Source organism: Nocardia africana NBRC 100379 (assembly GCF_001612635.1).
GTDB lineage: Bacteria > Actinomycetota > Actinomycetes > Mycobacteriales > Mycobacteriaceae > Nocardia > Nocardia africana.
The window spans coordinates 151,632-171,674 of the sequence record NZ_BDAV01000012.1 but is presented as its reverse complement, the minus strand read 5'-3'; the positions used below and the strand labels follow the sequence as shown (position 1 = coordinate 171,674).

The 20,043-nt window shown below is 69.2% G+C and carries 15 protein-coding genes and 1 tRNA gene; 11 read left to right on the top strand and 5 right to left on the bottom strand.

Annotated elements, in window-relative coordinates; translation table 11 throughout:
- Window positions 1-61: 61 nt before the first annotated feature.
- Window positions 62-220, top strand: a complete 159-nt coding sequence (locus tag NA3_RS37065; RefSeq protein WP_157126590.1) for a hypothetical protein — start codon at window positions 62-64, stop codon at window positions 218-220.
- Here the strand turns inward: NA3_RS37065 and NA3_RS22065 are convergent.
- The 3 genes from NA3_RS22065 to NA3_RS22055 all read right to left on the bottom strand — a co-directional run bounded on the left by NA3_RS22065 (window position 192) and on the right by NA3_RS22055 (window position 2,689).
- Window positions 192-953 (bottom strand): DUF998 domain-containing protein, encoded by a 762-nt coding sequence (locus tag NA3_RS22065; protein WP_084491767.1) that lies wholly within the window; start codon window positions 951-953, stop codon window positions 192-194. The two genes, NA3_RS37065 and NA3_RS22065, sit on opposite strands and share 29 nt — an antisense overlap.
- A gap of 79 nt (window positions 954-1,032) precedes the next feature.
- Window positions 1,033-1,449: a very short patch repair endonuclease gene (locus NA3_RS22060; protein ID WP_062965535.1), complete on the bottom strand. Its 417-nt coding sequence runs from the start codon at window positions 1,447-1,449 to the stop codon at window positions 1,033-1,035.
- 70 nt (window positions 1,450-1,519) lie between these two features.
- On the bottom strand, window positions 1,520-2,689 hold the full coding sequence (locus tag NA3_RS22055) for a DNA cytosine methyltransferase (protein ID WP_062965533.1): 1,170 nt from the start codon (window positions 2,687-2,689) through the stop codon (window positions 1,520-1,522).
- Window positions 2,690-3,026: 337 nt separating this feature from the next.
- Here NA3_RS22055 and NA3_RS22050 point away from each other — a divergent pair, with 337 nt between their 5' ends.
- The 3 genes from NA3_RS22050 (at window position 3,027) to NA3_RS22040 (ending at window position 7,513) form a co-directional block, all read left to right on the top strand.
- On the top strand, window positions 3,027-4,874 hold the full coding sequence (locus tag NA3_RS22050; protein WP_128145035.1) for an ABC transporter ATP-binding protein: 1,848 nt from the start codon (window positions 3,027-3,029) through the stop codon (window positions 4,872-4,874).
- A complete protein-coding gene (locus NA3_RS22045; RefSeq protein ID WP_084491800.1) occupies window positions 4,828-6,828 on the top strand; it encodes an ABC transporter ATP-binding protein in 2,001 nt (666 codons plus the stop codon). Before NA3_RS22050 ends, NA3_RS22045 begins: the two co-directional genes overlap by 47 nt.
- A 109-nt stretch (window positions 6,829-6,937) precedes the next feature.
- Window positions 6,938-7,513, top strand: coding sequence for a putative glycolipid-binding domain-containing protein (locus tag NA3_RS22040; RefSeq protein ID WP_258562297.1), 576 nt, complete (start codon window positions 6,938-6,940; stop codon window positions 7,511-7,513).
- Between the two features lie 24 nt (window positions 7,514-7,537).
- Here the strand turns inward: NA3_RS22040 and NA3_RS22035 are convergent, their stop codons facing one another.
- Window positions 7,538-8,488 carry a prephenate dehydrogenase gene (locus NA3_RS22035; RefSeq protein ID WP_062965531.1) on the bottom strand — a complete coding sequence of 317 codons (951 nt, stop codon included), beginning with the start codon at window positions 8,486-8,488 and terminating at the stop codon, window positions 7,538-7,540.
- A 58-nt stretch (window positions 8,489-8,546) separates the two neighbouring features.
- Here NA3_RS22035 and NA3_RS22030 point away from each other — a divergent pair, with 58 nt between their 5' ends.
- The 3 genes from NA3_RS22030 (at window position 8,547) to NA3_RS22020 (ending at window position 9,687) form a co-directional block, all read left to right on the top strand.
- Window positions 8,547-9,083 carry a tRNA adenosine deaminase-associated protein gene (locus tag NA3_RS22030; protein WP_039775235.1) on the top strand — a complete coding sequence of 179 codons (537 nt, stop codon included), beginning with the start codon at window positions 8,547-8,549 and terminating at the stop codon, window positions 9,081-9,083.
- Window positions 9,080-9,550 (top strand): nucleoside deaminase, encoded by a 471-nt coding sequence (locus NA3_RS22025; protein ID WP_062965530.1) that lies wholly within the window; start codon window positions 9,080-9,082, stop codon window positions 9,548-9,550. Before NA3_RS22030 ends, NA3_RS22025 begins: the two co-directional genes overlap by 4 nt.
- Before the next feature lie 46 nt (window positions 9,551-9,596).
- Window positions 9,597-9,687, top strand: a tRNA-Ser gene (locus NA3_RS22020).
- A gap of 50 nt (window positions 9,688-9,737) precedes the next feature.
- Here the strand turns inward: NA3_RS22020 and NA3_RS22015 are convergent.
- Entirely contained in the window at window positions 9,738-10,145 is a 408-nt protein-coding gene (locus tag NA3_RS22015) for a hypothetical protein (RefSeq protein ID WP_128145036.1), read from the bottom strand.
- A gap of 506 nt (window positions 10,146-10,651) precedes the next feature.
- On the opposite strand from NA3_RS22015, the gene NA3_RS22010 reads away from it, so the two are divergent.
- From NA3_RS22010 to NA3_RS21995, 4 genes are read left to right on the top strand one after another with little or no spacing between them, the layout of a single operon-like run.
- Window positions 10,652-11,248 carry a GNAT family N-acetyltransferase gene (locus NA3_RS22010; protein WP_227995407.1) on the top strand — a complete coding sequence of 199 codons (597 nt, stop codon included), beginning with the start codon at window positions 10,652-10,654 and terminating at the stop codon, window positions 11,246-11,248.
- 35 nt (window positions 11,249-11,283) lie between these two features.
- On the top strand, window positions 11,284-17,610 hold the full coding sequence (locus NA3_RS22005; protein ID WP_063917672.1) for a type I polyketide synthase: 6,327 nt from the start codon (window positions 11,284-11,286) through the stop codon (window positions 17,608-17,610).
- Between the two features lie 40 nt (window positions 17,611-17,650).
- A complete protein-coding gene (locus NA3_RS22000) occupies window positions 17,651-19,054 on the top strand; it encodes an aminotransferase class I/II-fold pyridoxal phosphate-dependent enzyme (protein WP_062965526.1) in 1,404 nt (467 codons plus the stop codon).
- A gap of 48 nt (window positions 19,055-19,102) precedes the next feature.
- Complete coding sequence (locus tag NA3_RS21995; protein WP_062965715.1) at window positions 19,103-20,038, top strand: LLM class F420-dependent oxidoreductase; 936 nt, start codon at window positions 19,103-19,105, stop codon at window positions 20,036-20,038.
- Window positions 20,039-20,043: the final 5 nt, after the last annotated feature.

The window sequence follows — 20,043 nt, the reverse complement described above, 5'->3', positions numbered from 1 at the left end:
TCTCAGGCTTTACCCAAGTTCCGCACAAATGCATGCCAGCCGGCGCTGCCACCGTGGGTATATGAGCACAGTTGTCGAGGTACTGGTAATGGGCGTCATGCTGGCCACCTTCGCGGCCATGGCGATCGCGGGCGCGGTGGCGGAATCGGCGCCCCGCTCGCTGGTCATGCTGAGGAACGAGGAACCGCAGGTCAGGCGCGTTTCCGCCCGTCGACGCTGATCGCGCGCTGCGCGACCCAGATCTGCACCGCGAGCGCGATCAGCCACAGCGACATGGATCCGACCTGGATGCGCTGGGCGATGCCCAGTGCGTAATTGCCCGGCAGATTGTCGGCGATCAGCATCCAGGCGGTAGCGGTCGAGCCGATGATGAGGATCCACAATCCGGAATGCCGCAGAATCGGCCAGCGGCGATAGCGGAAGGCGGCGACGCTGAACGCGATCATCGCCACGAATATCGACGTGACCGCGAGCGTGCTGGTCAGCGCGTGAATCTGGTGCAATTGCGGGAACATGCCGCTGTCCGACGGCGGGCACGGCGCCGAGCAGGTGTGCAGCGGCCATTGCGCGTCGGCGATCGTGGACGCGCCGAAACAGCCCAGCGCCACCCAGCCGACGGTCGACAAACGCCGCCGCGAGAAGACGAACATCGCCGTGACCGCGGAAATCAGGGTGAGCGAACCGGCGATGGTGTCGCCCAGATCGAACACCCAGCGATAGGGCCGGCCCTCGGCGTCCAATTCGCTGAGGAAAGACCTGATCGGGTTCAGATGGAGCGGCAGGACGAATTCCATGATCCACGACGAATAGCAGACCCCCGCGACGGCGATCGCGACCGCGATCAGTGAGCGGACGAGGCGGAATCGCACGCGCACGGGCGCGTGGTCTCGCTCCAGTACGGCGACCGCACCGGATTCGTCCGCCGCACGATCGTGCGGCTCGCTCGGCGTCATTGCCCTCGTTTCACGTCATCGCCCACGCTCGGAATCTGCCGTATTTCCGCTGCAATGTCGGCTGCACTTCCATCATGGTCTATCGATCCGACAAAGCCGACTGCACCCGATCGGCGGCGGCCACCGAATCCTCGTGTTCCCAGACCCGCACCACCAGCCAGCCCGCGGCGGTCAGTCGCGCATCGGTATCGCGGTCGCGGGCCACGTTGCCGGCCAACTTCTCCGCCCACCACTGGGCATTGTTCTTCGGATAGGTCGCGTGTTCGGGGCAGCAATGCCAGAAACACCCGTCGACGTACACCGCCACCTTGCGGCGCGGGAACACCAGGTCGGCGCGGCGGCGCAAACCCGGAAGCGGAGCGCGGTCCACGAAATAGCGCAGACCCCGCCGATGCAGTTCGGTGCGCAGCGCGGTCTCCGGGGCGGTACCCGCCCGGCGCTGCCGGGCCATCCGGGCACTGGTCGCCGCGTCGGTGACGGGACGGCCGGAACTCATGCACAACCCTTACAGCGTCCACCGGCGGGCCGGTGTTCCCGGGGCCCGATTCGGTGACCGATTCGACACCTCACACCGCCGCCGGGACGTACGGGACACCCGCACCCTGCCGCGGCAGGCCTCCCATGCGGATCAGGTGGTTCTCCACATCGGCGATGAAGCCGGGCGGGAAGCGCAGCGTGCCGCGGGCGGCGCGGCGCAGGAAACCGGCGGTCGCGCGAGCCGACAACAGGCGGGCGTCGTCGAGGAACCAGCGCAGATCCTCGTACGGCTCGTGCACCGGCCACGTCGACACCGGGACGCGATAGGCCGTACCGGCATGTCCCCAGGCCGCCGTCGGCCAGCGATGCGCGGTCAGCGGCGCGTACTCCGCGGCCACGCCGTCGGAGGGGGCGGCCAGTCGGGATCCGATCCACGACGCCATCCGCACACTCACCGCATTGCCGACCAGCTTCCACCGATGTCCGGGACGGACCCCCGCGGCGGAGAGTGCGGGCGCGGTCCAATCGTGGGAAAACCCTTGCAGCCGTTCGGCGTCGGTGATTCCCGGGGTCACGATCTCGCCGGCCGGCAGCCGGACCGCGGGCGGGCTGGCGATACCGAGCCCGGACCCGCCCTTCAACGTCGGCACCGCATTCACCGCCCAGCCCAGTCCGCGCACGCCCTCGGTCCAGTAGAAGCCGCACGGATCCACATCCGGATCGCCGATCGTGCGCGGCCCCGCATCGGTGCCGAACAGCACCGGCCGCGGATCCTCCGACCGTGACGCCAGCATCAGCACCCGCTGCCGCCGCTGTGGCAGCCCGAACGCGCGCGCGTCGACCACCCGGTAGGCCCAGGTGTAGCCCAGCTCCTCCAAGGCGGCCGTGATGTGCCGCATCGCCTGTCCGCGCCCCAGCTGCAACATGAACGGGACGTTCTCGATCAGCAGCCAGCGCGGACCACGTTTCCGCCGCACCAGCCGGAACACCTCGTCGACCAGACCCGAGCGCTCGCCGGTGATCCCCGCCGTCCGTCCCGCCTGCGACAGGTCCTGACAGGGAAATCCGGCGGCCACCAATTCGGTTCCGGCCGGCAGTCCGCGCAGGCGGGTGACATCGGCGTGGATCTCGACATCGGGGAAGCGAGCGGACAGGACGGCACGTGCGCCCGGGTCGATTTCGCAGAGCAACTCGGTATGCCAACCGTGGGCGCTCAGCCCGAGTTCCAAACCCCCGATCCCGGCGAACAACCCGACCATGCTGAATTTTTGGCCTACGCTCCGCTTCGGCGGGTTCTCGGCCCCTGTGGCCTCGATTTTTCCCTCCTCCGCTCAGTCGCTGCGCTCCCTCGCTCCGTCAGTCCAAAATCGAGGCGGGCCGAGAACACTGGCGTGCACCGCTCGAGAATCTATAACGAGCCTCTGGCGAGCCATGTGGGGGCACACCGAAAATCGGTTGGCGGACGGGGGCGGCGCTGGCAATCTGGAAGGTCGTACGCGCGCTCGGTCGGGGGCCGGGGCGGTGCGGTGATGATCGATTCGGCGAAAGACGACCTGGCGAAGGGGGATTGTTGTGTCCGTCGCTACGACGGAGACCGTGTCCGATTCGGAGGACGACAGAACCGGAACGGTCGACGAAAACTCCACCACCCGAGTGACGGGCGCCGGTTCGCTGCGGCGGCTGTGGCCGGAGATCCGGCCCTACCGGGCGGCGCTGTTCGGCAGCGCCGTGCTGTCGGGGCTCACCATGCTGTGCGATATCGCGTTGCCGTTCGTCACCGCGCGGATCGTCGACGGGCCGGTCGCGCAGCGGGATTTCGGCGGCATCTGGGTGCCGATCGGCTTCGTGGTGGTGCTGGCGGTGCTCAGCACCGTCGCCTCGTGGTGGCGGCGGTGGATCATCGCGGCGCCCGCGAGCCGGCTCGAGGTGTCGTTGCGCGGCAAGCTCTTCCAGCGATTGCAGGTGCTGTCGGTCGGCGTGCACGACGGGATGGAGTCGGGGCAGCTCACCTCGCGGGCGATCACCGACATGTCCACCCTGCGGCGCTTCTTCGCCTTCGTCGCGCCGTCGCTGCTGTCGCTGAGCGCGACGCTCGGCGTGGGTGTGGCGCTGCTGTTCGTGTTGAGCTGGCAGATCGGGTTGATCGAACTGCTCATCGCGGTCCCGCTGGTGCTGCTCGCGCTGCGATTCGAACAGGGTTACGGCCGCGCCTCCCGGAGCGCGCAGGACCAGTCCGGACATCTCGCCACCACGGTCGAGGAGTCCGCGCAGGGCATTCGCGTGCTGAAGGCGTTCGGTCGCGGCCCGTGGTTCGGCCGCCGGTTCCGCGCCGAGGCGCGCGAACTGCAGACCCTCGAGCTGGCCAAGGTGCGGTTGGCGGCGCGGTTGTGGACCGCGCTGAACACGTTGTCCGCGTTGGGTATCGCGGCCGCGCTCGCCATCGGCGGATATCTGCTCACCGAACAGGCGATGACGGTAGGCGCCCTGGTGGCCGGAATCACGCTGACCACCTACCTGCAGTGGCCGATCATGGGCTTCGGCTTCCTGCTGGCCGAGATGAACCACGCCCGCACCGCGGCGCAACGGTTCTGGGAGGTGATCGACACCCCCGTCGAGATCACCGATCCGGAACATCCGGTAAGCGTGCCGCAGCCGCTGCGTGGTGAAGTGCGGTTCGAGCGGGTGCGTTTCCGCTTCCCGGACTCCGAACGCGATCTGCTGCACGATATTTCGCTGCGCGTACGGCCCGGGGAGACCGTCGCGGTGGTCGGCGCCACCGGCAGCGGTAAGTCGGCGCTGCTGGGCCTGGTACCGCGACTGTTCGACGTCGCGGCGGGCGCGGTGACGATCGACGGGATCGACGTGCGTTCCATGCGACTGTCGGATCTGCGCTCGCAGGTCTCGGTGGCCTTCGAGGATCCGGTGCTGTTCTCGGCCAGCGTGCGCGAGAACATCACCCTGGGCTACCCCGACGCCGGCGAGGACCAGATACGCGCCGCGCTGGAGGTGGCCTGTGCCGCGCAGTTCGTCGACGAGCTGCCGTGGGGTCTGCGCACCCGGATCGGGGAACAGGGCCTGAGCCTTTCCGGCGGGCAGCGGCAGCGGCTGGCGCTGGCGCGAGCCGTGCTGGACCGGCAGAAACACTCCGGCGGCCACGTCGTGGTCCTCGACGACCCGCTCTCCGCGCTGGACGTGAGCACCGAGGAACAGGTCCAGGTGCGGCTGCGGGAGGCGCTGGCCGGTGCCACCGTGCTGCTGGTGGCCCACCGCCCGTCGACCGCGGCCTGGGCGGACCGGGTCGCCGTGCTCGACGGGGGCCGCATCATCGCCGACGGACCTCACGAACGACTACTCGAAACCTGTTCGCGCTACCGGGAATTGATGGGAGGTGATCTCGATGCCGGAGAACCCGAGCGAGGACGCAGCTTCGCGCACGAACACTGACCGGGCGGGCACGAACACCGGCCGCCCGGAAGCCGCGGCCCACGACGAGGCCACGGGGGCCCTGCGCGTCGACGCCGATTCCGCCGACGCCGATTCAGCTGCCGGCGCCGATTCCGAGGCCGACTGGCGGGGCGTGGCCGCCGAGGAGGGGGAGCAGACCGATGCGGTCAACCTCGCCCTGGCGGCACGGTCGCGCCGCCTGCTGTGGTCGCTGATCCGCCCCTACCGCAGGTGGGCCGCCGCAGCGCTGGTGTTGATCGTGATCGACAACGCCGCTCTGGTGGCGACGCCGCTGTTCGTCGCCCACGGGGTCGACACCGGTGTGGGCCGCGCGCTCGACGGCGACTGGTTACCGCTGACGCTGGCCGTGGGTGGCATCCTCGCCTGCACCGCGCTCGGGGGCGTGACGACCTTCCTCTTCCTGCGCATCTCCGGCAGGTTGAGCCAGCAGGTGCTGTTCGATCTGCGGTTGCGGGTCTTCACGCACGTGCAGCGGCTCTCGATCGATTTCCACGAGAACTACACCTCCGGCAAGATCGTCGCGCGGCTCACCAGTGATCTGGAATCGCTCGAGGATCTGCTCGAGCGCGCGCTCAACGACGCCCTGAGCGCCGTGCTGTCGGTGGTGACGATCGCGGGAATCCTGCTGTGGCTGGATATTCCGCTCGCCGCGGTGGTGCTGCTCGGTTTCGTTCCGCTGGTGTTCGTGACCCGCTGGGCGCAGCGGCGCCAGCGCGCCGGCTACCGCCGCACCCGCGGCGCGATCGCGAAGGTGGTCGTGCACTTCGTCGAGACCATGGGCGGAATCCGTGCGGTACAGGCCTTTCGGCGTGAGGAGCGCAACGAGGCCATCCTGGTCGATTCCGATGCCGAGTACCGCGCGGCCAATATCAGTGCGCTGCACGGGATGGCGGCCTACATCGGCCTGGTTCGGTTGATCAGCAATGTGACGAATGTCGTCATCCTGGTCGTCGGTGCGTGGCGAGTCATCCACGGCCACACCGAAATCGGTGTGCTCGCGGCATTCCTGCTGTACCTGAGGCAGTTCTACGGCCCCTTGGACGAACTGGCCCAGGTGTTCAACTCCTATCAGTCCGCGGCCGCCGCGCTGGAGCGGATATCGGGCGTGCTGGAGGAGCGGCCGAGCGTGGCCGAACCCGATGCCCCCCATCCGCTCGATCGTGCGCGAGGTGAACTGCGCCTGAGCGATGTCGAATTCGGCTACCCGAGCCGGGACGACGTATCCGGCACCGAGAATCGGCCGGTGCGGTCGGTGCTGCCCCGTTTCTCGCTCACCGTCGCGGCCGGGCAGGTCGTCGCGCTGGTCGGTGCCACCGGCGCCGGAAAGTCGACCCTGGCCAAGCTGATCGCGCGGTTCTACGACCCCACGTCGGGCACGGTGTCGCTGGACGGCATCGATCTGCGCACGATCGCCGACGCGGATCTGCGCCGTGCGGTCGCGATGGTGACGCAGGAGTCGTACCTGTTCTCCGGTTCGGTCGCCGACAACATCCGGCTCGGCAGGCCCGAGGCCACCGATGCCGAGGTGTTCGCGGCGGCCCGCGCGGTCGGGCTGTACGACTTCGTGATGTCGCTGCCGGACGGATTCGACACCGATGTGCGCAAGCGCGGCGGGCGATTGTCGGCCGGTCAGCGCCAGCTCGTCGCCTTCGCTCGCGTCTTCCTGGCCGATCCCGCGGTGATCGTGCTGGACGAGGCCACCTCGAGCCTGGACATTCCGGGCGAGCGGCAGGTACAGCGCGCCCTCGAGACCGTGCTGCGGGGGCGCACCGCGGTGATCATCGCGCATCGCCTGTCGACCGTCGCGATAGCCGACCGGGTGCTGGTGATGGATTCCGGCCGCATCGTCGAGGACGGGACGCCCGCGGATCTGATCGCATCGACCGGACGCTTCGCGGCTCTGCACACCGCCTGGCGCGAATCACTGGTGTAGCGCAGGTGAACAACTCGCGCGCCGCGACCACACCGCACGCCCGGTTGTCACCTACGGTAGAGGGGTGAGTAAGCCAGCCCAGGGCAATTCCGAGACCGCCCAGGCGAGCGTGGCCGCGGCGCCCCGCTGGCCGGCGGTGCTCACCTGGCGCGCGCACGACGGGTCCCGGATGGAATCGGTTCGCGTGGTCCTCACGGGTAACCGGATCCGCGCGTCCGGGCGCATCATCGCCGGCGGCTGCGGCGAACATCCCGCGTTCAGCGCGTCCTACGACCTCGTCACCGACGAAGTGGGACGCACCAAGCGGCTGTCGCTGCGCAGCACGGTCGCCTCGGGCGAACGTCATGCCTCGATCGCCCGGGACGAGGAGAACTACTGGCTCGTCGATGCCGGCGGCACCCACGTGCGGTCCATGTTCGGCGGCGCGCTGGACGTGGACGTGGTGCTGAGCCCGTTCTTCAACACCCTGCCGATCCGCCGCTTCGGGCTGGCGCACGCCACCGAGGACGTGCAGGTTCCGGTGGTCTACGTGCGGGTTCCGGATCTGCTCGTGCAGGAGGCGATTCTCACCTACAGCAGCGGCGCCGACGGGATCCATGTGCTCTCGCCGGTGTCGAGTGCGACCGTCACCGTCGACGACGACGGATTCGTCCTCGACTATCCGGGCCTGGCCGAGCGGGTCTGACGCCGTGCGTTCGGCCCGGATCGCTCAGTCCAGCGAGCGGATCACCCCGCCCTGCCGTCCCGCGTCGCGCAGCCGTTCCAGCCAATCCTGATCGCCCGGGCGGATATCGGTGATGTCCCAGCGGCGCAGGGTGTCGTAGCGATCGCGTTCGCTGTAGCCCGCGTCGATCAGTTCGCCGAGGGTGCCCTCGTCACGCAGGCTGTCGCGCGCGGCCTCGAGCAGGCGCAGCGCGTCGTCGATCGCCTCGGTCAGTGCGGCCGCGTTCGGTTCGCAGATCGCGCGCACCAGATCGGGTGCGGTCGCCGCGACCCGGGTACCGTCGCGGAACGATCCGGCGGCCAGGCCCAGTGCCAGATCGCCACCCGCGGCGCCCGCCACCGCCAGCGCCTCGGCCAGCACGTGCGGCAGATGGGAGATGCGCGCCACCGCACGGTCGTGTTCGTCCGCCAGGACCGGCACCACGATCGCACCGCAGTCCAGCGCCAGCCGCGCGACCCGGTTCCACGGCTCGGCGCGAGTGCCCGGATCCACGCCGACCGCCCAGGCCGCGTCGCGGAACAGGTCGGGAGACGATGCGGCCCAGCCGGATTCGGCGGTCCCCGCCATCGGATGCCCGCCGACGTAGTGCGCGCCCAGTTCCTGCCGGTGCACTTCGACGCGCACCGGTTCCTTCACGCTCACCACATCGGTCAGCGGACAGTCGGGCGCGAACGTCTTCACATCCGCGAGAACGGTATCGATGGCCGGCATCGGTACCGCCAGCACGATCAGCGCGTCGTCGGCGGCGGCCCGGGACAGCACCGCCGCGATATCGGATTCGACGTCGAATCCGTCGGCCCGGGCGGCCTGCGCACCCGGGGCCGACCGGTTGTACCCCCAGGCCCGGTAGCCGGCCGCGGTCGCCGCCCGCAGCAGCGAACCACCGATCAAACCCGTACCCAGCACGCACACCGAGGAATTCCGATCGCCCGTCATCGGATCAGATTCGCATACGACTTCAACATTTCCGCCGAAGCCGACTACCGTTGCGGCCATGGCACAGCGCTCGAGCACGAACAGGGCCGCGTCGGACGATTACGACGATGTGGAAGGGTTCGCCGTGGCGGTCGTCCGCGAAGACAGCACGTGGCGCTGCAGCCCGCTCAGTGCCGCGGCACTGTCCAGTCTGTCCGCGGCCGAGGACGAACTGCGCGCCCTGCGCAGCACCGGTGCGGTATTCGGACTGCTGGACGTCGACGACGAATTCTTCATCGTCCTGCGTCCGGGGCCGACCGGTAGCCGGTTACTGATCTCCGACGCCACCGCCGCGATCGATTACGACATCGCCGTCGAGGTGCTCGACGCGCTGAATGTCGAAGTCCCCGATATCGATCCGGACGAACTGGACGAGATCGACCCGTGGGAAGAAGGCGATCTGGGCGTGCTGGCGGACCTCGGCCTGCCCGAGCCGGTGCTCAGCGTCATCCTCGCCGAGACCGATCTCTATCCGGACGAGCAGCTGGGCATGGTCGCGCAGCGGCTGGGCTTCGCCGACGAGTTCTCCGCGGTCCTGGACAAGCTGCACCGTTGAGCCCGGCGTCACCGCGCTCGGACGAGGACCTCGTCCGGGCCGCCCTCGCCGCCGCGGCGCGGACCGACCCGCGCGACGTCCCGGTCGGTGCGGTGGTCTTCGGCCCCGACGGCCGCGAGCTGGCCCGGGCGGGCAACGCCCGCGAGGCGCTCGGTGACCCGACCGCGCACGCCGAGATCCTGGCGCTGCGCCGCGCCGCACAGGTGTACGGCGACGGCTGGCGACTCGAGGGCGCGACCCTGGCCGTGACATTGGAACCGTGCACGATGTGTGCCGGAGCTCTGGTGCTGGCGCGGGTCCGGCGCCTGGTCTTCGGCGCCTGGGAGCCCAAGACCGGCGCGGTCGGCTCGCTCTGGGACGTGGTGCGCGACCGCCGCCTCAACCATCGCCCCGAAGTGCGAGGCGGCGTGCTCGAGGCCGAATGTGCGGCCGTGCTGGACGCCTTCTTCCGTACTCAGCGGCCCTGACCACCCGATTTCGGTTTCCCTCCGCCCGTCCGGTAAAGTCACCTGCGGTGGCGTGTCCGAGCGGCCTAAGGAGCACGCCTCGAAAGCGTGTGTGGGGTAACCCCCCACCGAGGGTTCAAATCCCTCCGCCACCGCCATAGCCCCCGCCCGGATGTCCGGGTGGGGGCTTTTTCGTCCGCGCGTGTCGCTACCCGCCCGAACCGGTGCGCACCTTCGGGGCGTCCGGATCGTGGCGGACGGCCTTGAAATAGCTGATTCGAGTCGGCTCGGTCCGCAGCACCGTGGTGTCGGTACCGCCGATGGAATCGGGCCGCTCGATCACCAGCGGCGGGCATGCCACACCCTCGACCCGCAGGCTTTGGTGCGCTCGGACGACCATATTGAACGGGGTCTCGGTCTCCGCGGTCCCGCCGACGACCCGGCAGTGCTGCCACGCCTCGATCAGGTAGGTCTCGTCCGTGTCGTTGGTGCAGGTCGTCTCCGTGCACGAGACCCCCGCGGGAAACGGCTGAGCGGATGCCGCGGGAGCGATGGCGGCGACCGCGGCGCACAAGGCGCCCGAAACGATGCCGGCGGCCAGAATCCGTGTCTTCAAGTTTCCGGTTCCTTTCGACCTCCACGCGGCGATCGCGGTCGAGGTCCAGACTCGTAGCGAGGACGACGACGAAGCCGTCGTCATCCCAATTGTCCGGTAATGCGGCGGAATCGGGCGCGCCGATTTACCGCCACTGGTAAGCCGCGTGCGGTAACCGGCGGTGTGGACGGGCGCCTCTGCTGTTTGCCTGAATGTCGCTGCGTAAGCGAGTTTTCGTGGGGGCGATCGAGGTCGGCCCGGGCCGCGAGCCGACTCCGGCGGGTATGTCCTTGTGGAAGTGAACGATTCGCATCGTCTGCCCGGCGATTGCCCGTGTCGGGGACTGTGAAAAATCCTAGCGTCGTGTCCTGCCGGCGTGTTCTACTGCACATTACCGACTGGTAAGAAGCGCGGCGGTCTGGGGTAATCTAGCGTCCAGTTGCTTGCCGGACGTCCCGCCGACGCTGTCGGGCTGTGCGCAGATCATGTGAGGGACAACAGCTTTGAACAAACCGGAGAGTCCGGTCGTGCGGACCGCGACGCACGACGACATCACCGGAATGGTGCGGGTGCTGGCCGCGGCCTTCGCCCACGACGATCCGATCGAGGAATACGTCTTTCCGGACGAAGCCGTCCGGCACCGTCGGGCGCCGCGGATGTTGCGGACGATGATCACGCATCGCTTTCTGCCGGCCGGCGGCGCCGAGGTCGCGGAGCTGGACGGCCGCATCGTCGGCGCCCTGCTCTGGTACCCCGCCGGTTATCGGCCGGGTGGGCTGCGCGAATTCCTCGCGGGCCCGCTGTTTCTCGCGGGAATGGGCACCGCCGTGGGACGGGGAACCGAGGTCGATCGCACCATGGATCGGGCCGCCCCGGCCGAACCCCATCTGTTCCACGTCTACCTCGGCACCGATCCGGCACTGCAGCGCAGCGGCGTCGGCCGGGCGCTGTACGCATCGTTCACCGACAAGGCCGACCGGCAGGGCGTACTCCTGTGCGGAATCTGCAAGGACGAGAACGTCGGGTACTACGAGGCCCTGGGTAACGAACGCACCGGCTCCGTCCGGCTGGGCCGGACCGGCCCGGAAATGAACATCATGATCCGCCGACCGCGCCCGCTCTGATCAGCGGGAATTGCCGAGTCGGCCGAGGAGTCGCTGTGTCTGACATTGCCATCGTCGGAATCGGATGCCGGTACGCCGGCGGTATCGATTCGCCGGAGTCCTTCTGGGACTTCGTGATCAACAAACGGGACGGGGTCACCGAGATCCCGGCCGACCGCTGGGATTGGCGGCGCTACTACGACGCCGACCGCCGCACCCCCGGCCGCATGTACACCAAGCGCGCCGCCTTCATGACCGGCGATCCGTGGGAGTTCGATCCCGACTTCTTCGGCATCTCCCCACGTGAGGCCGCCGCCATGGACCCGCAGCAGCGACTCGTCCTGGAAGTGGTGTGGGAGGCGCTCGACGACGCGGGTGTCGCGGGTCGCAGCGCCGGCTCGGGGCTCGGCGTCTACATCGGCGCCTTCACCCTCGATCAGCTGGCGGTGTCGGTCGGTGGACCGGCGCTGCCGCATGTCGACATGCATACAGCCGCCGGCGCGTCGTACACGATGCTCTCGAACCGGATCGCCTACGCGCTCAACCTCACCGGTCCGGCGGTCACCGTCGACACCGCCTGTTCCTCGTCGCTGGTCGCGCTGCATCTGGCCTGCCAGGCCATCGAGAGTGGAGACTGCGAATACGCCCTCGCCGGCGGTGTGACCGTGATGGCCCAGCCGGAGCCGTTCGTCTCCATGTGCAAGGGCGGATTTCTCGCCGCCGACGGCCGCAGCAAACCGTTCGACGCCGCCGCCGACGGTTACGGCCGCGGCGAGGGCGCCGGCATCGTGGTGCTGAAGAAGCTCGCCGATGCCGAACGCGACGGTGACCGCATCTACGCGGTGGTCAAGGCCACCGGATCGAATCAGGACGGCCGCACCACGGCCATCACCGTCCCGAACGCGGATTCTCAGGAAGCGCTGGCCAAGACCGTGATCGAGCGCTCCGGAATCCCCGCGCACGAGGTCACCTACGTGGAGGCGCACGGCACCGGAACACCGGTGGGCGACCCGTTGGAACTGCGAGCGATCGGCCGGGCCTACGGCGCCGCCACCGGACGGCCCGGCCCGGTCGGTGTCGGCTCGGTGAAGGCGACGCTGGGGCACACCGAGGCGGCGTCGGGCATCGCGAGCGTCATCAAATCGGCGCTGGCCATCACGCACCGCACCATCGCGCCGCAGGGCTGGCTGGATACGCCGAATCCCGATATCCCGTTCGAGGAACTGGGAATTCGCCTGCAGACCGAGGCCGAGCCGGTCGGCCCCGAGGTCGAGCGCATGACGGTGGCCGTCAACGGTTTCGGCTACGGCGGCACCAACGCGCACGCTATTCTGCAGGAGTATCGGAGCGGTGCCGAAATCGACCGAGAGCCAGTGCATTTCGGCGTCCTGCCGCTGTCCGCGCGGAACGAGACCGCGGTTCGGCAACTGGCTCGTGGCGTCGCCGAACTGATCGCCGAGGGCGCCGACCCCGGACGGCTGGCCGAAGCCGCGTGGCGGCGGCGCCACCATCACAACCATCGGGCCGCGATCACCTTCGGCGACGACACCGAACTGGTCCGCGGCCTGGTGGATCTGGCGAGCGGTGAGGGCCGGATCGGTCGCACCGTCGCCAAGCGCACCGCCGAGCCGGTGTACGTCTTCACCGGTATGGGGCCGCAGTGGTGGGGCATGGCACGCGAACTACTCACCGCCGCAGGGCCGTTCGCCGACGAGGCGCGCCGCATCGACGCCGTGTTCACCGAGATCGCCGGCTGGTCCGTCGTCGAGGAGTTGCTGCGGCCGGAGGAAGAGTCTCGGGTCACCTCCACCGCCATCGCGCAACCGGCGAACTTCCTGGTCCAGGTCGCGCTGTACGCGGCGTTGCGCGAGTACGGAATCGAGCCCGCGGTCGTCGTCGGCCACAGCGTCGGCGAGGTGTCGGCCGCCTACGTGACCGGAATGCTGTCGCTCCACGACGCGCTGCTGGTCAGCTATCACCGCGCCCGGTTGCAGGCCACGACGGCCGGAACGGGTGGCATGCTGGCGATCGGGTTGCCGGCCGAGGCGGCTCGCGAGGTCATCGCCGCCGACAGTTCGGTCGATATCGCGGCGATCAACTCGCCCTCGGCCGTCACGCTGGCCGGTGCGGTCGACCGCCTCGACGAGATCGCCGAAAAGCTTACCGCCGACGGTATTTTCGCGCGCCGGCTGCAGGTCGAGGTGCCGTATCACAGTCATCTGATGGATCCGATCCTGGATGAACTGCGCGCGGTGCTGGCCGGGCTGACCGTCGCCGAACCGCGTATGCCGCTGTACTCCACGGTCACCGGCGAACAGGTCACCGCGGCCGACTGGAATGCCGACTACTGGTGTGCCAACGTGCGGCAGCCGGTGCGGTTCGCCGATGCGATCACCGCACTGGTCCGCGCCGGCAACCGGGTGTTCGTCGAGGTCGGACCGCATCCGGTGCTCGGCGCCAATATTCGCGAAATCCTCATCGGCGCGGGCGAAACCGGGACGACGGTGGCCACCCTGCATCGCAAACAGCAGGACGCCGACAGCCTGCGCCAGACCCTGTCCGGTCTGTACGCGGCCGGAGTACTCGACATCGACGCGCTGTTCGCGGGCGTGCCGGACCCGACGCCGCATATCGATCTGCCACGCTATCCGTGGCAGCGCACCCGGCTGCGCAACGAACTGCCCGAATTCCGGCTGCTGCGGCACGGCACACCCGGCGCGCATCCGATGCTCGGTGATCAGGATCCCGACGATGCCAACGCCTGGCGGGTGGAACTGTCGCTCGCCGCGCTGCCCTGGCTGGCCGATCACGTCGTGGGCGGCACCCGGATCCTGCCGGGCGCGGGATATCTGGATGCCGCCCTGAGTGCCGCCGCCGTGCGCACCGAATCGGATCAGGTCGCCGTGGAAGGGGTGCGGTTCGTCGCGCCCCTGGTCGTCGAGGAGGGTGAGGCGCCGATCGTCGAACTCCACGTGGAGGATTCGACCGGGCGCTTCACCATCCGCGCCCGGGGCGCGGCCGGAACCATCTGGACCGTGCACGCGATGGGCCGCCTGGTCGAAGGCAGCTATGCGCCGATCACCGCGGATGTGCCCGATGTCGAGCAGATGCTCGCGGTCCAGCCCGCCGATTTCTACGCCGGATTGGCCGCGCGCGGACTGGAATACGGGCCGGCCTTCCAGCGCGCCACCTCGATCCGCATCTCGCCGGACACCGTGGTCGCCCAACTCGACGGCACCATCGGCCAGGGCGAGAGGTATCTCGCTCATCCCGCGATCGTCGATGCGGCGCTGCAGAGTGTGGCCGCCCTGCTCGCCGGACGCGGTGGCGCCCAGGAGGGCGCGATGGTGCCGGTCGGCGTGCGCAGTGTGCGCCGCCTCGCGCCCCTGCCGGCCGAGGTCACCGCCGTGGCCCGGTTCACCGAGGGCGACCGGCCGCTGGCCGATATCGATCTGCTCGACGCCGAGCACTCCGTCGTGATGCAGATCAGGGGAATGGAATTCGGTTCCCTGACTCCGGGCCGCGGCCCGCTGCAGCGCATGACCGACATGTTCTACGAGGAACGGTGGGAGCTGCGCGATCCGGTCGATACGACCGCACTCCCCGGCAACGATGGCCTGTACACCCTGGTCCTCGGCTACGGCGAGAACATCGACTCGCGGCTCGAGCGGGTGCGCGACGCCGTGGCGGGCGGCGCCGGCTCGGCCGTCCTGCGCCTCGATCCCAGCGACGCCGAGCTGGAACCCGCACTGGCACAACGACTTCGCGACATCTTCGGCACCGAGGGCGTGCAACGGCTGCACGTGTGCGTGGTTCCCGGGCACTCGCCCGACGGTGACGTGGCGGCGCTGTGGACGCTGCGCCGGATCGCGGTGACGCTGGACGGGTACCTCGAGGAGCGGGTCACCGAGCACGAGATCGAAATTCCGCTGACCGGCGACGGATCGATCTACGCGACCGTGGTCAGCGCCCACGCGTACGCCCACCCCGCGGATGTGACGGCACCGGATCCCAGCCAGGCGGCCATCGCCGGCGCTCGTCGCGTATTGCTCAACGAACAGTCCCGGCTGCGGTGGCGACTGGTGGATGTCGATGCCGACACGACGGTCGCGGACCTGTCCGCCGAACTCGCGATCCCCGGCGGCTTCCAGTACGACCTGGTCGACGAGGCCGTCCTGCGCAACGGCCTGCGCTGGACCACGGTCGTGACCCGAACGCTGCAAGAGCGGCTCGACGCCCTCGACACCGCCGAACCGCTCACCGATCCGGAGGCGAATTTCGAACTGGAACTGCCCCGTTCGCGCACCTTCGCGCGGCTGGGCTGGCGGCGCTGTAATCGGCGCGAACCCGGCCCGGGTGAGGTCGAGGTGCGGATGCGGGCGGTGGGCCTCAACTTCAAGGACGCGCTGAAGGTGATCGGCGTCCTCGGCGAACGCGAACTGTCGGAGACCTTCTTCGGCCTGGTGCCGGGCATGGAAGGCGGCGGCGAGGTGGTCCGGGTCGGCCCCGGCGTGACCGACTACGCGGTCGGCGACGCGGTGAGCCTGACCTCCAAGGGCATGGTCGCGCGCTATCACACCACCTCGACCGATTCGCTCACCCACGTCCACCCGGACACCGATGCCGGCCGGTGCAGCAGCGTCACGGCGTTCACCACCGCCGAATACTCGTTGCTCGAACTGGCGCGGATCCGGGCCGGTGAGACCGTGCTGGTGCACGGTGCGGCGGGCGGCGTCGGCAGCGCGGCGGTGCAGATCGCGAAATTGCACGGCGCCACCGTGATCGGCACGGCGAGCAGTGAAGAGCGACGTGCCTACGTCCTGGCCGAGGGCGCCGATCACGCGGTCGGCTCGCGGTCGCTCAACTTCGTCGACGAGGTGCTGGCCCTCACCGGCGGACGCGGTGTGGACGTGATCATCAGCTCGGCGCCCGGTGAGATCCTGCGCCAGAACTTCGCGGTGATCGCCGAATTCGGCCGCATCGTGGAGATCGGCAAGGCCGACATCTACACCGGCGGCATGCTGGATCTGTCGGCGTTCGACAAGAACGTCTCCTACTTCTCCTTCGATCTGGACCGGATGCTGCGACTGCGGCATACCGAGGTGATGGAGCTGGGCCGCAAGGTCAACGCCAGCTTCGACAACGGCACCTACCGGCCGCTGCCGTTCCAGAAGTACGGCACGGCGGAGGTGGCCCAGGCCTTCGAGGAGGTGGCCCGCTCGACCCGCATCGGCCGGGTCGCGCTGGACCTGACCGAAGAACAGCCGCTGGTCCGCCCGCAGCTACCGGACATCGAGATCGACCCGGCGGCGCAATACCTGATCACCGGTGGTTTCGGTGCCTTCGGCCTGGCCACCGGACGGTGGCTGGTGGGCCACGGCGCCCGCCGGTTGACGCTGCTCGGTCGCGGCGGCGCCACCACCGAGGCCGCCGTCGCGCAGCTCGCGGCCTGGGAGGCTCAGGGCATCGAGGTCACCGTCGAGCGGGTCGACATCACCGATGCCGATGCCGTCGCGGCGGTCGTCGCTCGCGCCCACCGGCCGGAGCATCCGCTGCGCGGGGTGTTCCACACCGCGGGCGCCATCGACGACAAGCGCATCACCGTCATGGATGCCGAGAGTCTGGCCAAGGTGTTCCGCGCGAAGGCCGACGGTGCGCGCGCACTCGTCGCCGGCATCCGGGCGGCCGGGGCGCGGCTGGATCAGTTCGCGCTGTGGTCATCCGGCAGTGCGATGTTCGGCGGTGTCGGCCAATACGCTTATACCGCAGCCAATATCGCGCTCCAGGCCATCGGGGATACGGTGGTCCGCGCGGGCGGTAAGGCGCTGGTCGTCGGCTGGGGTCATATGTCCGGCGGCGGGATGGCCGACGACGAACACATCGCGCGGTATCTGCGCAACACCGGCTTCGATTCGATCACCATGGACGAGGGGACCGAATATCTGGAGCAGGCGCTGCGATTGGGTGTCACCCAGGTCTCGATCATTCCGGTCGACTGGGCCAAGGTGAACGCCACCGCGCCGTTCTTCGCCCAGACCGGACGTACCAAGGAACTGATCGCCGCTGCGGCGCAGGACGATTCGGCCGCGGCGCGGCTGCGCGTCCAGCTCGCCGAACTCGACGAGGGTAAGCGCAACGAGGTGGTCGCCTTCATGCTGGCCGAGCAATTGGCACAGGTCATGGGCGTCTCGGCGGACTCGATCGACCTGACGGTCCCGGTGCCCGAACTCGGATTGGACTCGCTGATGGCGGTGGAATTCGGTGCGCTGGTGACCAAATCGCTGGGCGTGGAACTGATGTCGATGAAGATGGGCCGCTCGTTCAGCCTCGAACAAGCGGGTGCGCGGGTGGCCGAGGCGATCGTGCAGGGGGCGACGGGATGAGAAGGCCGCAGCCGCCTGCTGCGCCGGAAAAGGATGCGGGATGAGTGAATCGGCGCGGGATCTGGCGCGGAAGTTGTTGTCCGGCACGGCGTCCGGCGGGACCGGTACGCCGGCGCCCGTAGCCGCCGCCGCGACGTCCGGTGGCTCGCGCGGTACGTTCGCGGCCGGCAACGGCAAACCCGCCCGCCCGCGCCGGGGCCCCGGACGCCAATTCGCCGACCACCCCGAGGTCGCGGCGATGGTGCAGAAGCGGGCGGCGATCGCGGCGGTGCACGAGCACAGCGGCACGCCGAATCCGATGTTCCTCGTGCGGGAGAGCCCGAACGACACCGTGATCCGGTGGCAGGGCCGGGATCTGGTGAATTTCAGCGCCTACAACTATCTCGGCCTGGGCAATCATCCGAAGGTGGTGCAGGCCGCCAAGGACGCGCTGGACACCTACGGCGCCTCCGCATCGGCCAGCCGCATCGTCGCCGGGGAGATCCCGATCTACGCCGAACTCGAACAGCGCCTGGCCGCGATGTACGACGTCGGCGACGCGATGGTCACGACCAGCGGTTATCTCACCAATGCCGGGGTGATCGGCTTCCTGCTGGGCGCCGATGACGTCGCGATCTGCGATTCGCTCATTCACGGCAGCGTGATCTCCGGCGTGCAGTGGTCGGGAGCGCGGCGGCTCAACTTCCGCCACAACGATCCGGAGTCGCTGCGTTCGGTGTTGCGTATGTCGCGCGGGAACTTCGATCGGGCGCTGGTCGTGGTCGAAGGCCATTACAGCATGGACGGCACCGTCGGCCGGGTGAGCGAATTGGCCGCCATCGCACGGGAATTCGACTGCGCCGTGATGGTCGACGAGGCGCATTCCCTCGGTGTTTTCGGGGAGCGTGGCCACGGCATCCGCGAGCATTACGGGATGCCCGGAGACGCGGTCGACATCTGGATGGGCACCCTGTCGAAGGCGTTGGGCAGCTGCGGCGGTTTCATCGCCGCCGACGCGGATCTGATCGCCGCGATGAAGGCCGCCGCTCCCGGTGTGGCCATGCTGACCGGCGGGCCCGCACCCTCGACCATCGGCGCCGCGCTGGCCGCACTCGACGTCCTGGAGGCGGAACCGCAGCGACTGCGCCGGCTGTGGGCCAACGCCGAGCACTTCCGCACCCTGCTCGGGGAGCGCGGCATCGATCTCGGCATCTCCGAAGGCACCCCGATCTGCCCGGTCATCGTCCCCGGCGAACTGCGCGCCGGCTACGTCGCCACCACACTGCTGCAGAACGGCGTCTACGCGGGCGCGATCTCCTCTCCGGCGGTCCCGGCAGGTCAGGAACGCCTGCGCTTCTTCCTGACCTCCGAACACGAACCCGCCCAGCTGGAGGCCGCCGCCGACCTGCTGCGGGAGGCCGTCACCGGCGCCGCGCAACTGCCCGACCTGAGCGTGACCGGCTGAAAACGGCGCCGGCGTACCGGTCCGCGGCGGACCGGTACGTTGGTGCTCGTGGAACTACGAATCTTCACCGAGCCCCAGCAAGGGGCTACCTACGACGATCTGCTCCGGGTTGCGAAGGTGACCGAGGAGGCGGGGTTCGACGCATTCTTCCGGTCGGATCACTATCTGAAGATGGGCGGGGTCTCCGGCCTGCCGGGCCCCACCGACGCGTGGATCACGCTGGCCGGGCTCGCGCGCGAGACCTCCCGGATCCGGCTGGGCACACTGGTCACCGCCGCGACGTTCCGGCATCCGTCGGTGCTGGCGATCTCGGTCGCCCAGGTCGATCAGATGTCCGGCGGCCGGGTCGAGCTCGGCCTCGGCTCGGGGTGGTTCGCCGACGAACATCGCGCCTACGGCATCGACCTGCCGGAGCTCGGCGAGCGCTTCGACCGCTACGCCGAGCAACTGGCCGTCATCACCGGCCTGTGGGAGACCCCCGTGGGGGAGACCTTCGATTTCACGGGCAAACACTATGTGCTGCAAGGCAGTCCGGCCCTGCCCAAGCCGGTGCAGCAGCCCGGCCCGCCGGTGATCATCGGCGGGGCGGGCAAGAAGCGCACACCGGCCCTGGCCGCACGGTACGCCCACGAGTTCAATCTGCCGTTCACGGATGCGGAAACGGCTGCGGCGCAATTCGATCGGGTCGACGCGGCGGCCCGCGACATCGGCCGCGACCCGGGTGAGATCGTCCGCTCGGCCGCCCAGGTGCTGTGCGTGGGCCGCGACGAGGCCGAGATCGCCCGCCGCGCCGAGGCGATCGGCCGCGAGGTGGACGAACTGCGCACCAACGGCCTGGCCGGCACCCCGGCGGAGGTGGTCGACAAGATCGGCCGTTACCGCGAGACCACCGGCATCACCCGGCTGTACCTCCAGGTCCTGGACCTGTCCGACCTCGACCACCTGGAATTGGTCGCCGGCGAGGTCGCCGCCCAGCTGGGCTGAGCGAC